Source organism: Pediococcus pentosaceus ATCC 25745 (genome assembly GCF_000014505.1).
GTDB lineage: Bacteria > Bacillota > Bacilli > Lactobacillales > Lactobacillaceae > Pediococcus > Pediococcus pentosaceus.
The window spans coordinates 991,437-1,007,766 of the sequence record NC_008525.1; the positions used below are offsets into that span (position 1 = coordinate 991,437).

The 16,330-nt window shown below is 39.7% G+C and carries 11 protein-coding genes and 1 pseudogene; all 12 read right to left on the reverse strand.

Features of this window, described 5'->3' with window-relative positions; all coding sequences use genetic code 11:
• Nucleotides 1–840: 840 nt before the first annotated feature.
• The 12 genes and pseudogenes from PEPE_RS04755 to PEPE_RS04810 all read right to left on the reverse strand — a co-directional run bounded on the left by PEPE_RS04755 (nt 841) and on the right by PEPE_RS04810 (nt 16,316).
• Entirely contained in the window at nt 841–1,083 is a 243-nt protein-coding gene (locus PEPE_RS04755; RefSeq protein WP_011673390.1) for a hypothetical protein, read from the reverse strand.
• 117 nt (nt 1,084–1,200) lie between these two features.
• The gene (locus tag PEPE_RS04760) at nt 1,201–1,578 is read right to left on the reverse strand and encodes a phage holin (RefSeq protein ID WP_011673391.1); all 378 of its coding nucleotides are present in this window, start codon (nt 1,576–1,578) and stop codon (nt 1,201–1,203) included.
• Between the two features lie 9 nt (nt 1,579–1,587).
• Entirely contained in the window at nt 1,588–1,851 is a 264-nt protein-coding gene (locus PEPE_RS04765) for a hemolysin XhlA family protein (protein ID WP_011673392.1), read from the reverse strand.
• Nucleotides 1,851–3,014, reverse strand: a complete 1,164-nt coding sequence (locus PEPE_RS04770) for a LysM peptidoglycan-binding domain-containing protein (protein WP_011673393.1) — start codon at nt 3,012–3,014, stop codon at nt 1,851–1,853. Before PEPE_RS04770 ends, PEPE_RS04765 begins: the two co-directional genes overlap by 1 nt.
• 14 nt (nt 3,015–3,028) lie before the next feature.
• Nucleotides 3,029–3,385: pseudogene (locus PEPE_RS04775) on the reverse strand (hypothetical protein); the annotation flags it as partial.
• A 33-nt stretch (nt 3,386–3,418) separates the two neighbouring features.
• Entirely contained in the window at nt 3,419–3,667 is a 249-nt protein-coding gene (locus PEPE_RS04780; RefSeq protein ID WP_011673395.1) for a hypothetical protein, read from the reverse strand.
• 12 nt (nt 3,668–3,679) lie between these two features.
• Nucleotides 3,680–3,883: a hypothetical protein gene (locus PEPE_RS04785; RefSeq protein ID WP_011673396.1), complete on the reverse strand. Its 204-nt coding sequence runs from the start codon at nt 3,881–3,883 to the stop codon at nt 3,680–3,682.
• Nucleotides 3,876–4,103, reverse strand: coding sequence for a hypothetical protein (locus PEPE_RS04790; protein ID WP_011673397.1), 228 nt, complete (start codon nt 4,101–4,103; stop codon nt 3,876–3,878). Before PEPE_RS04790 ends, PEPE_RS04785 begins: the two co-directional genes overlap by 8 nt.
• A complete protein-coding gene (locus PEPE_RS04795; protein ID WP_011673398.1) occupies nt 4,096–7,284 on the reverse strand; it encodes a hypothetical protein in 3,189 nt (1,062 codons plus the stop codon). The genes PEPE_RS04790 and PEPE_RS04795 overlap by 8 nt, the downstream gene beginning before the upstream one ends.
• Before the next feature lie 16 nt (nt 7,285–7,300).
• Entirely contained in the window at nt 7,301–9,691 is a 2,391-nt protein-coding gene (locus tag PEPE_RS04800; protein WP_011673399.1) for a phage tail spike protein, read from the reverse strand.
• 20 nt (nt 9,692–9,711) lie between these two features.
• Nucleotides 9,712–11,478, reverse strand: coding sequence for a phage distal tail protein (locus PEPE_RS04805; RefSeq protein WP_011673400.1), 1,767 nt, complete (start codon nt 11,476–11,478; stop codon nt 9,712–9,714).
• A 77-nt stretch (nt 11,479–11,555) separates the two neighbouring features.
• A complete protein-coding gene (locus PEPE_RS04810) occupies nt 11,556–16,316 on the reverse strand; it encodes a tape measure protein (RefSeq protein WP_011673401.1) in 4,761 nt (1,586 codons plus the stop codon).
• Nucleotides 16,317–16,330: the final 14 nt, after the last annotated feature.

Consider the following 16,330-nt stretch of genomic DNA (forward strand, 5'->3'; position numbering starts at 1 on the left):
AATGTAGTTTTTAATCGGTGCTATCAGGTTGCTTCTACACTGCCTTTAAAAAAAGATCAGCAGAAGTCACCCAATTGTTTTTATTGGTAATGCTTTTGATTTTGTTCTATAATAATTTCCGTATCTTTATTTATATTTTGAAAAACTTCCGTTTCAATCATAAAAACGTGTGTTTTCAAGCGTCAAAATAAAGTTACAAACAAAAAATCACGCAACCTATTTATTGGCTGGTGATTCTCTGGTAAGCTTAATATTCTTTGGAGGAACTTAGCTTACAACCTTATTATAGTCCTTTGACTACATTAAAGAAAGCCCCCTAGCGTTCACTAGGAGGCTTTCGCTGTATTCAGCTACAGTATTCAAATCGAGGAATGTATTCAATTTAACATAATTAACTAAATTCGTCTATTTTTATTGTACACACGTTACATAAAATACTGATAGCGTAAATATAAATTACTTACAGTACATTTTATAATCTTATTCGCCATAGCAAAAAAAGCCTGCTCAGCATTTAAACTGAACAGGCTTTTTAACAGGGTTTCGATATAACGTTCAAAATCCTGGGGGTAAAGTAACTCTAACATTTTAAATTTAAATATTCAAATAAAACACACTCTATATCAATACTTGCTTGAATCGTTAATGTGAATCTGCAATCTATCGAGTGGTTCACCTAGCATTCCAGCCCATGAATCGTAACCAGCAACTGTGCCATTATCGGCACATGTTCCTAAGCAACCAGTACGTTGCGTAGTTTGCGACCCGGTTCTGTTCCTATCAATAAACCCCCCGAATGTAACTTTGACGAGTTACGGGACGACATTTAATTAACGCTGTTTAAAATAGCAGGCTAATAACCCACATGGCTAACCATGCAATCAAACTAACTGCACCAACAAAGCCCCAATTAAAAACTATGCTGAACACAAATAACCAGAATGCCAACTTGCGTAATCCTTTGAGATCATCATACGAAAAGGCTGATTGGCCACTAGCTTTACGGGCGTTTGATTTATCCGCATGTTGCTCATGGTGATACCAACGACTTAAACCTAGTAACTTTAATAAATTTCCAAACATTTAACATTATCTCTTTTCTTTATCAGACTCGTTACCATAATGTAATGTTATATATGACACCTGTCAATAGTTAAATACAAAAAATCCCCCACGCCGAAGCGCAGGGGATTGATTATACTATTTTTTGCTTGTTTGTGAATCGGATTCTGACGTTGTTTCAGTTTCAGAAGCTGCAGAACTATTCACTGTAGCAGCTACGGATGTTGGTGTTTGCATTTCGTCAGCAACCTTATTAGCAGTCGCTTCAACTTGGCTTTCCTCGTCACTGTTAATCATTGGTGCTGTTACTGTTTGAACGTCAGTAACAACTCCCAGCATACCAAGGATGGTTAATACGGTGTTAATAACGCCAACAATGGCTGACCAGTCACCAGTAAACTTAATACCAAATATAACTAACACTTGCTGAACTAGCACAATCAATAATGAAATAATTCCAGCAATCAATTTACCATTCAAGCTTCCATCAGCATTCTTAAAACTAATTTTTTTCATAATATCCTCCTATAAAAATTTCTCTGCGATATAAATAACTAACGTGACGAGCACGCCACTAATCAAGACACCGATAACCCAATTCTGAATCTGAGTAATCCGTCCTATCTCATGTTCGACCTCAATTGATTTGGCTAGTGCCTTTTCTGCTTTTTTGCCAATATCATCAACTTGATTCAATTTTTCTTCGATGTTCTCAACTTTAGTTTTGGTGGTAGTCACATCCTTTTGAATATCCATTAATAACTTGGTTGTATCATCATATTGCGACATTATCTCACCACCAATCGCTGTCCAGGATAGATAGTGGTATGAATCGTCTTTCCATTCTGACTAGCTAATGCATTCATGCTTAGTCCGTTTCGTTGTGCGATTGACCACCAGCTGTCACCATACTTAACTGTGTAATACGTGTGAGCTGCACCACTCTTTACATATTTCAGCGTATTGCTTGTCGGCCCGGTTACTAGATAGCCATAGCCATTTAATCTAGGCTGACGTACCCAGCGATACCCGCCCTTAATAATGGCTTGATCAGTCTTTACCGTGGTTCCAGCTGGCAAAATAGCGATTGTGTTTGATGACGTTGACGTGCTTGTGTGCAGCTTAACCGCCGTCTTGAGTGTGTAAGTTTTAGCTTCCTTAATCCACTTAGATGACGCAGATTGCTTGTAAGTGTGTTTGTTGGCTTTTTTGTTGTTGGCCTTAACCGCACCTTTATTAGTCGGCTTGACTGTTGATTTTTGACCAGCAGTGTAGTAGTTGCTATTTAATTGGCTAACATCGAAGCCACCATAGCTGATGCGGAATCTAGCCGTTGATGACCACTGCCATGCGTGGTTATTTGAATACCAGTTCTTACCGCTAACCACATACGGATAAGCAGCAATCCAGCCAGTTTTGCCCTTGATGGTCATTTTGTTGTTAGCCCATGATCCTGACGTATAAATATCGGCCCGATAACCAAATTTCTGAATCTCTTGCATGAACGCTTTGTTATTAACGTCGTTAGTTGCTCTGGATTGGTAATTTTGTTCCTCGGCTTCGACATCGGTCGCTAGTACCGCTCCAACTGGCAACCCTGCCAGTTTAGCTGTTCTCCCAGCAAAATCAGCTTCGGCGATTGCTTGTGCCTTAGTAGCGTAGTGTGCAAAATGGTAACCATTAATATACATTCCCGCTGCTTGGACATTTGCAATGTTGCTGGCAGCATACGGATCCTTGTATGTACCGCCTTCACTTATCTTGACTGTAACAGCCTTAACACCGAACTCATTACGCATGGAAACATACTCTGCCGTTGACATGTATCCGTTGTTATTCGATACGTCGACCATATCCATGCGAGCAGCATGACTGGTAGTATTGCCCATTAAAAAGGCCATAAAAATAGCACCCACCATTAAGATGAGTGCCTTTAATTTGTGTTCAATCAATTGTCTACCTCCTATTCAAGACTATTATTAATTTGGAACTGTAACGTTGACTCACTAGGGTAAATTGACGTCCCAGTACTATCAACCACCCAGACTTCTAATTGATAATCTCCTGCTGTTAAGCCGGTCATTAAATCCGCTGTTAAAGCTAGTACAATCTGACCAGTTGTTGGATCTGTTAAACTAGCTGGGTCAACGATGGCTGATTTAAGATAGCCACTAGCATTGCCCAATTTAGCGGTAATTGAAGTAACATTAGTTAAGTCCGTTGCCACATTATCATTACCACAAATTAACGTAAAGCTAGTGGTAGTATCACCAATTTTAACCATTTGTGGTGAAGTATCGGTAAAACTAAGCGTTTTCGCCATCTTTAGGTGCCTCCTTTTAAATTGTTAGATTATTTATTCAGTGCTTGTAACAGAACCCGATTCTAGGCTATCAGATAAGTTATCGGCTACCGTTTGAAAATCGTTCCGATCTTTGCGCACCTCAGCCTTATTCTTTTCATATAAATCTTGGTCGGCAATTTGTGTTGATACCGATGTGTATGATAGTCCTTTGGATACTACAGTTGAGAATGTTGCCACCTGTAGACCATCAATCGTTGATACACCATTTAATGAGATACTTTGTGTTGTTGATAATGCCATCGTTAATTCCTCCTAATTTTTGTTGATAGTTTTATAAGTTGCTACTTCAATTTCTAATTGACTGATTCTCTCATTTCGATCATTACTTAATTGAGATAAAACTTGGTTAGTTCTTTCCAGTTGCGCAATCTTATTATTTAACTCGGAAATCTTTTCTTCACTAGAATTGTTAGCTGGTTTCGTTTCTTCAATTACTTCCTTAACTTTCTTACTCATTTTTGTTTCCTCCTAAATTTTTAATAATTTGAGTTGCTACAATGTTTTTTAAATCTACATAATTGGTTGTCATAAATTTGTCTTCACTCATCATGACAAATCCTTCTACGTGTGAGCTATCCGAAAATGTTCCAGAATAGCCTATCTTACGCATATTCGTTCCTTTTCCTAAATCATCACTATTGGCAATTGTAATGTTTGTTATTTGAAAATCATTCATTAATCTTTCCCTCCAATTTGCTTAATCTCAATTCGTATTCATTTACTTTGTCGTTTAGTCTTCTAATGACAGATAAAAGTGGAACCCACGCTCGATCATATTGAATACCCTCTATTTCATGGCTTTTACCATAATTGATAAACATATCCAAACCAGCGTCTCTTAATTGTTCAGCAATGAGACCATAATATTTATCAATTGAAGATTTTTCTCTTTCTTCTCCTGTGCTTAGTTGCTCTGCGTACATATCTACAGCACGCTTATCATTCCATGTTGCCAAGTGTACATTTAGCAATCTGTCACCCAGAGTTGTTTCAATATCTGGATTTTTAATGTTGTACTTATACTTTGAAGCGGAAGTTGATCGAACTAGATGACCATTTGCAGTGATGTTGACATTTGGTGCGCCACTCGTTGTAGAATCGTATATGAAGTCACTTAAGACGGCTTCATTTCCAGCATAAGGCCCAACTTGTAAACCGTAGTGGTCACCGTTACTACCAATCTGTAGAAGCGAGTTTCCATCGCTTGTACCAATATATTTAGCAAGCACACTAGAAGTTTGAACTTGAGGAACTTGAAGAACATTACCTAAATAACTAGCAATACCATTTCTTGATGTGTAGTAATAACCCGTTGGATCTATATAGGTACGCTGTCCAACGTCAGTGTCATTTTGTTTAAATAAATCTAGTTTGATATACCCAGGGGCAACTTCTGTCCATTGTGAATTATCAAGTCCAGTTTTGAAGGTGTAATCATCATTCATACCGCCCCAACTACCGTTAACATAAGTTTGCATATCCCCTTTAGATTGCAAAACACCATGATTAAAGGTTAGCGTCCCTTTATTCTTCTTTGGTAAGAACATAGAAGTTGGTTGCGTGTAATCAAAATCTTCGGTAAACGTTCCATTCATACCTAAATTAAGTTGAGGAGTTGTCAACGTACTAGTGTTCAAGTTAACCGACGTTAACGTTTTGGTATTAATACCGTTAGCAATTAAGTCGTCAACATTAATCTTGTTAGAGGTAATACTACCGGCAATAATCTTATTACCATTGAGATTCGATATCTTGGCATCATCAATAGCTGCGTTGGCAATCTTAGCATTATTAATCGCAGCATCGGCAATTTGTGCCGTATTGATAGCTGCGTTAGCAATCTTAGCTGTACCAATTGTTCCATTCTGAATGCTTGTGTTACCATTAAAGATAATTTTGTTAGCATCTAATAAAATCGTATTGCTGTTCATATTTACTTGTGATGAAGAACCATCTGAGTTTGAAACCTTTAAATTAATATCGTTAATTGACGCTGTAATATCTGTTGCTGTTGCAAACCCGTCAATAAACTGAGGTAAGGTTGGTGTCATATTGGCCTGAACACAAGTGAAACTAGCCCCACCATTACGTTGGATATATAATTTTACAACTGCTGAATTAACACCATCTGGCACTGTTATATTCTCAACCTTGAGTTGTTGTCTACCAGTTGTATATACCCATTGCGCTGGATGATAATTATTTCTTGTGCCTGTTCCGTCTTTAGAAGCAAAAAAATCAAGTTCCAATCCAAATCCTTTTTTAGGGTCTGAATCTAAGACCCACGGTGTTACAATTGCACCTATCGACATTTTTTGCCCTGGATGTACTAGAAAAGGCCTTGACCCTGCATCATTCCATGTGTCAGTAGTTAAACCTGTAAATCTTGCTTGGATTGCGTTATTTCCTTGTACTTGGTCTTGTGCTTGGTTAGACCATATCCATTTATCATTGCTGGTATCCCATCCATCTATACCATGTGCAAATCCACCGTTATAAACCATGTTAGTAGTTCCAAGAGTACTTACACTCGCTCTCCAAGCTGAATCAGTTTGAGAAACTTTTGTAGTTAAATCAGTAACTTTATTTGTTACGTCAGTCTGCACACCTTTAACGGCTACATTAATCTGTGAGGTAACATCACTAGAGTCTGCTTTTAATCTAATTGCGTTATTAATCTGATCGATTTCGGTACTAGTTGCGAAATCCTCTGGAGCTGGCGACCAATCGGTTGCTTTATTACCTATTTCTACCTTCACATTTTTAATTGTCAAATATTGTTCTGCCGTACCTGCTGCATAAACAACAAGCTCTACTTTATCCAAATTTTCGGGGTTCCATTCAAATGTTGTGAAATATCTTTTGTACTCTGTCGTAACAGCAATACTAGTACCAGATCCAACAAAACTATTTCCATCATTATAGTTAAATTGAAGATGTGAATTACCTTTAACATCAGCTGAAATTACAATGGTATCTCCATTATTAGGAAGATATTCCGATAGATTTTTATTTTCAATATTGATTCCACCGTGTGAAGTGGTTACAGTTATCTCTTTTTTATCGTCTGAAAGTTTAGAATTACCATCTGCTTGCCAGATTCTAAAACTCTCCATGTTACTACTATCAAGAACAATATTTCGACCACCAATATCCATATTGTTGACTGTGCTAATCACTTCTTGGTAACCATTATTCAAAGTATTGAATTGAGCTGTAGTTGAAGTTGATAATTTAGTAACCTTAGAATCAACTACCGTGATCTCACCATCAAGTTTTGAGGTGGCTTCATTTAATTGGTCAATACTAGACTGAGCCTTTTGTTGAGCAGTAGCTGCGTCTGCTTTTGCTTGAGTGGCATCTGTTTGGGCTTGGTTAGCTGCTGTTTTAGCATTTTCTCCAGCTTCTTGTGCTTTCTCACCGGCTTCCTTTGCGTCATCTCCAGCTTTTTTAGCATCATCTGCTACTTGTTGAACCATATTAACAAAGGTTTGAGAGGCATTCTTATCTGCCGTAGCAAAAGCTGTAAATACACTATTCAAAGTGTCTCTGTTTATAGTTGAAGTTATATTCATTTCTTTGAACAATGGAGTTACAAAATTCGTCAAATTACTCATAGCGGTTTCTAATTCTGCTGTAGGTAGATCAACGGATTTTAGTTGTTCAATATCAATGTTATATAGCTCAACATTTTTATCATATTCTTGTTTTAATTTTAATTTTTCGCTAGGGGTAAGCTTGTTATCACTGTTAATATCGTTAATATTACCAGCCACTTCATCAGCCGTGTTTTGAGCCTTAATAATTTTGAGGCCATCATCTGTTAGAATAACCTGTGTTGCGTTAGATTCTGCCATTTAATTCGCCTTCTTTCTAATCGGCCGTATTATCATCAGTTGTACTTGTATTTAGGGTGTTAGCAGCTGGCCTAGTTTTTATTGGTATCGAATAGACTCGTTCGATTGGATTATCATTAACCCAACAGTTGAACGTTAACAGCAAAGCTGAGTTGCCTGTTGAATCATAGATTGCCTTGACCGTTTCAGGTTCCATCACGTCATCTGCAGTTTTAAAGTCCATATCAAGCATTAAGTTTAGTGCAAACTCTTGACCTCCATGCACAACGTTAACGCCATACAACATGCGATTATCATGTAAGTCAACGTTGCCGGAATCCCAGTAAACATATGGAAAATCAAGCGTTTGTGATTGGTACGTTTGATTAGTCTCATAACCATAATTGAAGATGTTAAAGGCGTATTTAATGTTATAATTGCCATTCTTTAAATCATCTAGCGTCATGATATACATAGCACCGCTATTGTTACCAACCAGCACATAACCATGTTTAAAATCCATGCTTAAACGCATATATCTGTTCATGGAATAATATCGTTCAATTCGACTATCATTAGCTTGCATAGTTATTCCAGCGACATAGGGAAAACGTGAGACGGCCGATACACTGTGTGTATTGTCAGTGTAAGTTGCTGCCCAAATATAAGGCGTTCCATCAACTTCCTCAACATCAAAGCTAGCTCCGTGCCCACCATATTGCATAATCATCTTACTAATTGGCTTAAAGTTGCTGTCATGTAAAACATACATCGTGTCCTTGGTTGAATCAGAATTAATCGAACGACTAGTTAAATATTGACCGTTACTTAGTGGACACATATACTGAACGGCGCTGTATGACCCTACTACATCATCTGATCGTTGAAAGTCGCCCCAATGTTTAATACTAGTGGTATCTAGTGTCACCTCAGGGTCTGATTGAATATAGCCTGTTTCAATCGTGCCATGCAAAGTACCAATGGCACTATAGGGTGCCTGTACTAAATACCCCGTATTTTCATAGCTGGTATCAACAGTACCATTTTGGTTATATCGGCGCCAGATAAATCCCTTGCTATCAATATAGGCTGATATATTAGTGCTGCCTTCCCAAGCCTGTAAGATTAAGCGCTTAGTTTGACTGGAATCCGTGAAATTATCACCATCAGGGGTTAATGCGACTGGCTTAACAGAACTGGCATCAGCTCTAGCCTTCTCAATGGCACTACTAATGGCGCTCTGATAACCCGCTAGCCACGCTGGAGTGGCAACTGGTACCGTGACATATTCACCAAAGCCAACGGTATTACCATATGGATTGGCAAAAGATATCGTTCTTTGAATTACCCGACCACTGGCATCTAGGGCTGGTGTGATTTGGTCGTCCTTAAAGCGAATGGTGGCACCTAATGGTGGGTTAAAAGTTGGCGCTACATTAACCTCATAATATGTCCTAGGATGATTGAATAGTTGTAACATTTGTTCAGCCCACGCCTTTAAACCGGCCGCATGTTCAATTAGATTAGCAGTGATAACACCCTCGTAATACAATCCACTTTGCCAATCAGGGTTATATTTCTGATTAGCTTCATCATCAACGATATAAGCTTTTCCATCATTGGCAGCAGCTATGGTATTACCGTTAGCCCCATAAGCAATCAGCTTGGTAATTGGTGTTGAGACGGTTGTGCGTTTAATACTAGTAATATTTTTACCGAAGATTGCTTCGTTATAAACCTTATCGGCATTCAGCTGATCGACAATTTCACAAGTCTTCGATTGAACATTACCTTGTGAGTCAATTTCAACGTAGCAATCAATTTCTACGTTATAGGCTTGCAATAACGATTGTAATAGCGTTGATGCTTTAGTTTTGCCATCAACTGAGATATACGGAACCATTGCATTGGTTGTGTTAAATTTGAGCGTCCAGCCAGTATCACTAAACACGCTTGTAAAAGCAGGCTTGATAGCTGTATCTGAATCGGCCTTCGCAACTGGATAATGATGAGCCAACGTGAATAGACACAAATTAGTAAAGTTAGCGGTTGTGACATGCTTAGTGGCGGATGTATTATTCTCCTCAACACTATAAATGTGCATCACATACCAGTGACCCGACAAGGAATCATAATAAGCAAGATTATTGCCAGCAACTACTTTGTCCGAATCAGGCTGACCTTGAAGCACGTCTAATGATCCTTGGTGGTCGAACTTTTTAGACTGAGCATTTAAATTAATCGTGCCGTTATAGTTATCCTTAGTTCCTACACTGACGTCATCATCGTAGGATGTACTAGTTGTATCTGAATCGGCAAGTTGAACTTTGATACTGTCGTTTGAAAATTTAGTGGCACCATCAATAGTAAGGGTGCCAATCCGTTTCAAACTTGGATTTAGAATTAAATATTGATTGGCTAAAGCCATCGGTTAACCTCCTTATGTTGCTATAATAGTTTTGGCAGGTATTTAAGCGTCATTTGAGCGTCATCTAAGTCGCCAACCATAGTTAGCCCATTAACACCCGGCTTTAATTGCGGATAATCGGTTGACCATACTGGCGATACCAATCGTCCATTGACGGTTACGGTATCAGCCTCACAATCCATGACAATTTCTTCCCCTGCATTAGCAATATAAGTAGGTTCATTCGGTTGTGGCTGGTTGTGTTGCCAGACTTGTATATCGGTGAGAGCCATATAAGGAACTACGTATGGTACTTTTTCCTTGTCTTCCGTGATTGGGTGTTTGAGGAATGTTTGACCAAATCCACCTAAGGCTGAATCGAATTCATGGTTAGTATCTACCCAGCGACCGCTCACAATTAAACGCTGGTTTCTATCATGATAAGGCTGGCCAGTATAGGGACTGTATTGATGTAATTCCCACGTATAAACATTGCCGGCTTTCGTCATGTCCATAAATACCCAAGCATTGGTTAAGGCGTTGCCTTCATGTTTGTTAACGACTGTAGCATACTTATTTACGGTTTCTTTGATTGTTTTCTTCGTCACCTTGCCACGCTTAGACCTGCTGGTTTTAGTCACTGTTTTAGTGGTTGTTCCAGTTTTAATATTAACTTTTTGGTCTCTTTTATTGTAAAATGCACCGCTAGGGCCATATCCCCAGTAAAGTGTTTTGTAGTTGCCATCTTTAAAATTACTTCCCGGCTTGCATAGCTGCAGTGTCGCATAGGTCTTACCACCTTCCATGTGGTCACCAATGACAAACCGGCCAATTGTATTACCACTGGCATCGAGTAATGAAAATTGTACTTTTCCCATTGCCCGACCATTATGAGTACCTTGGTGTCGTATGTGATGCAATCCAGTACGAACACGATAGTTGGTTAAAGACTGAGTCATCCCAGTATACCGATAAGTTGGGCCTAGCCAAGCATCAGGTGGATTATCTGATATCGGCCCAAAGTCTTTTGAACCATTCGCAAAGGCCAATCGCATGGATGTGCTATTTTCATCAATCTGAGCGCTACCTTGATATTTATAATTACCATCGGTTCTAATGCCACTAATGGCATTGGCATCATTAGTCCACATCGCCATACTAGCAATGGGATCATTGAGCACATCAGTATCGGGTTGAATAGCATTAGCTTGGTCGTCAGGGGTTTCCGGCCCTAAGCCAAACTGACCGCCATTAAGATTAAAACCAATGTATTTTAATGGTCGTTTAGGCACAACTTGGACAACTGGAGCTGTTCGTGCAGTACCGTCAACAGTAATCGTGTTTAAGCCATTGTTTAAAGGCTTCTCAACTTGTGGCAGGGTTGCTCGGGGATCAGACTGCACAAAGGTAATCGTAAGCGTCATGTCATACATACCCGGATTAATTGGGGCTGGATCACTAATTGCGGTAATATGTCCCCAATACGTCACCTTAGGTTCAAAGCCAAATACTAGTGGATATTCTTTACCATTATCACTAGGGTCATCACTTAGTAATAAACCGCTTAAATTGTGCATCACCTGATTAAACCTGTCTTGATTATCAGCACAGTAGATTGATACCGGAATATTAATCGTCCGACTAGTAAAGTCCGTGCCATTAAACTGGTTACCATACATGGCCGGTATGTCAGTCACCTGTTCAGCCATGGCAGGTGCACTAGGCAATACCACGTTACCCATCTCAACCTGTAAATCGTCCCGGCTATTTAATCCAGCATATTCAAAATCATCTCGTTGTAAGGTCACGATTTAACCTCCTTTTTAAATTTAACTATGTAAAAAAGGGCGTCCAATTAAGGACGACCCTTTGGTTGATTATGATATTAGTACCCCATCATTTGTGAGTATTGTGAAGCTGTCTTATTGTCAGATTTGACGGCATTAACCACGTCAGATTTAGCAATGACTGCTTGTACATTACCTTGGCCTGATACTAAAGCCGCTAATAATGCAATGACTTTATCAAGCTTCTTATTACTTTCACTATTAGTAGATACAACTTGGCTATCATTGTTGCCATTTACAACCTGACTAGCCTGTGCAATTAACTGGTTAGCCCGACTCTTATTGGTCAATGGCAGCACCATTTCAGGCTTGTTATGCTCTGCAATTTCGTATAATCCGTGGCGACCGATAATGCCACCATTTTCGTAGCCATGTCCGTTACCAAGAAAACTCAATCCGCTGCCATAACGATGTTTTGCGTAGTTTAAACCAGCTAACATGTTGTCATATCCATTCCAGATATTGTTATGACCGCTTAAATGATAAGCACTAAATGTCCCCGGTTTAACTTGCATCAATCCTTCTGCATGTCCGTCAGCTAGACCGTCAGTACCACCCATAGCTTTAGGGTTACCACCAGATTCAGTATTAATCTGCCGTAGCACTCGGTTAACCATACTTTCACTAGTTGAAAGTCCAAGTTTACTCAAGGCACTTTTAACGTCAGATTTCCAACGCTGTACACCTGAACCACCCGGATCACCACTTCCACCATCATCACCAAACAAGCTGGCAAGCTTACTAATGGTCTTCCAGAATCCACCACCAACTTGCTTTTTAATCATCTTTTGGAGTGAACTATCACCACTTGAACTGGAATCACTGTCAGCATCAGATCCTTTATCTTTACCATGCTGTTTAGTGATATCTAACCAGCCGGAAGTACTCATACCATTTCTACTCCAAACTGAACCACCGTTTGTTAAACCAACGTGCAAATGAGGTCCAGTTCCTAATCCTGAACGACCTAGAACACCAAGTGTATCGCCAGTCTTAACATGCTCTCCTTGGTGAACTCTAACGTCTTTGGCATTTCCGAACTCTTGGTAAATGATTTCCTTACCAGTTGAGTCACGAGTAACGATGTTATATCCAACAGGGCCCCAGCCGGAAGGCGCGCCACCAACACGGATAACTGTACCACCGTGCATAGCATGGAATGCAGTTCCTACACTTGCAGAGAAGTCGTTACCATCATGAACACCACCACCACGTGGTGAACCAAATCCATCGGTGTGTGTCCAGCCACTACCGGGTGATTGCCAGCCACCACCGTATGAACCACTACCATCTCCACTTAAGCTAACCATGCTCCATAATGCAGACCACCATTTTCCAGCTTGCTTCTTAACAAAATCGAAGCCGCCTTTAACCATGGTTGGGAAGAATCCTTTAGCACCACCGTTAGAAAACGGCATTAAACTTTCCAATGCTTTAGCTGGATCAGATAGAATCTTAGTTCCTATATCAAATAGTCCTTTTAAGCCACTGGCAACCTTACCAAAGATGCTCTTAGCTCCGTTAATAATTCCTCCAAAGAAATTTCCAATTCCACCACCAGCAAAGTGTGTAATTCCTAACATCGGAGCTAGTCTAGCTGAATCTGTGGCATTAGCTACTTCATCGCCTGGGAACAGCATAGTTTCAGCGTTCTTTTGCTTAGAATACTCAACAGTTCCCGTTGCTTTTCTAAAGATAAGCTCTGGATTACTTGCCCCAGCTTCATCATTTACGATTGCGGGTGTAATTGAATTAATTGCGCGCCTAAAGTTAGAACTCCCAAGAGAACCAGTACCAGTTGCAAAATGAACGTGGCTTAAATCATCAATAGTCTTTTTCTTACCACCAAACTTATTGATTACCCAGTCAACGCCATCAATTCCTTTATTGATAATATCAATGACATCGTTCATACCATCTCTAGCAAAGCCTTTAAGGTCTTTCCACAGGCCACCAAAAATGTCCTTAACGCCTTTAACAAGTCCATTCCAACCAGATTTGAACTTATTGCCAAAACTTCCTAGAGTGTTCATAGCTCCAGAAGTCCAGTCACTGAAAGTCTTGCTTAATTTTTTAGTTATTCCGTAGAAAAAGTTATGAACACCATTCCACATGCTGTTCCACTTTTTACCGAACCAGTTTTTGAAACCATTCCATGTTTTCGATATCGCACTAGTCCAAGACTTGAAAACTTTAGCAATCTTTTTGAAAATACCAGCATAAAAATCATGAACAAATTTCCAGTATGAATTCCAAGCTTTTTTAAAAGCCTTACTAAATGAATTCCAATATTTTGAGATTGTTTTACCCCAAGATGTGAACAATTTATGAATGCCATTAAAAATATTGGAAAAGAATTTCTTAACCGAGTTCCACGTTTTATTCCAAGACTTTTTGAAAGACTTTCCAAATGATGAAAAACTTTTTCCTATATTGCTAAAGAACTTCTTAATTCCCTTAAGAGCGTTTTTAGTGAAGTTGGATACGGCTTTTGCAATACCATTAACAAACTTCCTAAACTTCTTGTTATGCTTGTATAATTCATACAAGGCAGCACTTATGGCAATTACAGCGGTGGCAATTGCTACAAATGGATTAGCCAGCATAAACTTGCCCATTGATACGAACGCTTTACCAGTCAAACTTGCCGCTTTTCTCAATCCATTCAAAGCAGTCGTTGCAACTTTAGAACTAACCTTAGCTGTAAACTTGAGTGCCTTTACAATGCCTTTTCCTGTTGCTTTAGCAGTCTTTGAAAGTACCGAAATAGTTTTAGTTGCAGCTTTTTTACTAACCCTAGCCGTCCATTTTAGGCCTTTGCCAATTCCTTTAGCAGTGCCTTTAACGGCTTTACTGAATAGGGTTAGTTCACGTTTACCAGTTTCACCTTCAACCTTAGGTTTAAATACAATTCGGCTTAAAGCACCACCAACTTTACTAGCTGCTCCAGCAACACCATAAAGAGTGCTACCAATAGTCTTTAGTTTAGATACCGCTAAATAAACCATGATAGCTTTTCCAACATTTTCAATGGCAGTTTTGTGTTTAGCTATGGCAGCAGTAGCGTCAGCCACTCCACTCATACCTTTAGAAGCGTCCTTAGAATGCCCTCCAATCAGCTTTAAAGAACCGGCTACCGCTGACCATGCACCCTTAGCTAAACTACCAACAATACTAGCGAATGCACCACCCATTTTCTCGATTGGTTTTTCATTTTTTGCTAAGAATTTGATAACATCACCGACATACTGTCCTGTTTTCTTACCAAGCGTTCCAACTAGACCGGTTAAAGACTTCTTAACATTATCTAAAGCACCTTTTTTCTCAGAAATTCCATCAATAGCCTTTTCAACGCCGGCAACTAAGGGTTTGGCAAACGCTACTTTCAAGTTGGTGTAAGTACCTTGAATAGCGGCCATCTTACCCTTAGTTGTATCACCAAACTCTGACCATGCTTTACCACTTGTTTTAGCAGCCTTGACCATATAGCCTTGCAATTGTGAACCGGTAATCTTTCCAGCTGCCAGTTGCTTGTTAAAGGCATCGGTCGACATGCCACTGGCTTTAACAATAGCTTTTTGAAGCTCGGGTACTTGACCAAAGGTGCGCTTAAATAGGCTGGCGGTTACTTTAGAACTTCCACTTAACTTGGCTACCCCTTGACTCAACTGGGCTATCTGGTCGCCTGATTTACCAGCTGCTGATCCATAGCTAGCCAATACTTCAGTCATGGCACGAGCTTTAGTGGCACTGTTGGTCATAGCATAGAATTTCTTCTGCATCTGATCAATAGCTCCACCGGACATATTAGCCTTAGAACGAATATCGCCAATTTGAGCCGTCATTTTAGTTGCAGCAGCATCGGATAAACCTAAGTTTGTCCATTGCTTCTTAATCGTACCCCCAGCTTCAGCTAGTTTATAACCTTCTTGGGTAACTCCTTTCATGTAACCAATTGCACTAGATGCAGCGTTACTAATTGTGTTACCAATCGCAGCCCCAATAGCAAAGTGTTTGGTTTCGTCCTTAGTTTTCTTTTCTTCATCTCGAACTAATCCTAGCTTAGACTTAGCGGAATCTAACATTCTAGTGAAAACACTAGCATTAGACTTCTTCATGGCGGAATCTAACTCATTAGTCTCACTTTTGAGCTTAGCCATACTTGTGGCAGTTTCATTAACTCGTACTTGCTGACGTTTATAAGCGTCACTAGTAGCGCCACTAGCATTCTTTATCCGTTCCAGTTCACTAGTTTGTGCCTTGTACTGGGCTTCCATGTTAGAATAGGCCTGTTTTAAACCACCTAAACGAGCTTTGTTAGCTTCAGCTGACTTACCCTCGGCTTCTAGGCGCTTCACATATGATTCACTTAAAGCCGTTGTTTGTTTATATCCCTTTTGTAGGTCGGCTAAACCTGAATTGTAATACTGCAATTTAGACTTAGCCCGATCTAATTGACCACCCATACTGTCATATGAACGACTAGCCTTGTTAATCTGGTCAGCTAGCTTTAAATATTGTTCTTCACCGTTTTTAGTATCTCTGTTAAGGCCTGCTTGACGGGACTTTAACTCATCAATTTTAGCCTTTTGAGCTTCCATTGACTTAGCTAAGCCATCTACCCTAGCTGCTGCGGCCTTTTGATACTCACCCGCTGACTTTAATGCCGTCTCTTGGGCTTTCCATCCACTAGTGTTAGCTCTAACCTCAGCGGTTAACTGCTTGAGTGATTTAACAGCTTCTGCTGAATCTAGGCCAACCCTACTGGTCATCTCACGGCCAACTACTTTTTTTGCCATTATGTTTTAACCTC

Excerpts from the sequence above, each read along its gene's own strand:
- PEPE_RS04755 (WP_011673390.1), bottom strand. The coding sequence starts at position 1,083 with ATGTTTGGAAATTTATTAAAGTTACTAGGTTTAAGTCGTTGGTATCAC.
- PEPE_RS04765 (WP_011673392.1), bottom strand. The coding sequence starts at position 1,851 with ATGTCGCAATATGATGATACAACCAAGTTATTAATGGATATTCAAAAG.
- PEPE_RS04760 (WP_011673391.1), bottom strand. The coding sequence starts at position 1,578 with ATGAAAAAAATTAGTTTTAAGAATGCTGATGGAAGCTTGAATGGTAAA.
- PEPE_RS04800 (WP_011673399.1), bottom strand. The coding sequence starts at position 9,691 with ATGGCTTTAGCCAATCAATATTTAATTCTAAATCCAAGTTTGAAACGG.
- PEPE_RS04780 (WP_011673395.1), bottom strand. The coding sequence starts at position 3,667 with ATGGCATTATCAACAACACAAAGTATCTCATTAAATGGTGTATCAACG.
- PEPE_RS04810 (WP_011673401.1), bottom strand. The coding sequence starts at position 16,316 with ATGGCAAAAAAAGTAGTTGGCCGTGAGATGACCAGTAGGGTTGGCCTA.
- PEPE_RS04795 (WP_011673398.1), bottom strand. The coding sequence starts at position 7,284 with ATGGCAGAATCTAACGCAACACAGGTTATTCTAACAGATGATGGCCTC.
- PEPE_RS04785 (WP_011673396.1), bottom strand. The coding sequence starts at position 3,883 with ATGAGTAAGAAAGTTAAGGAAGTAATTGAAGAAACGAAACCAGCTAAC.
- PEPE_RS04790 (WP_011673397.1), bottom strand. The coding sequence starts at position 4,103 with ATGAATGATTTTCAAATAACAAACATTACAATTGCCAATAGTGATGAT.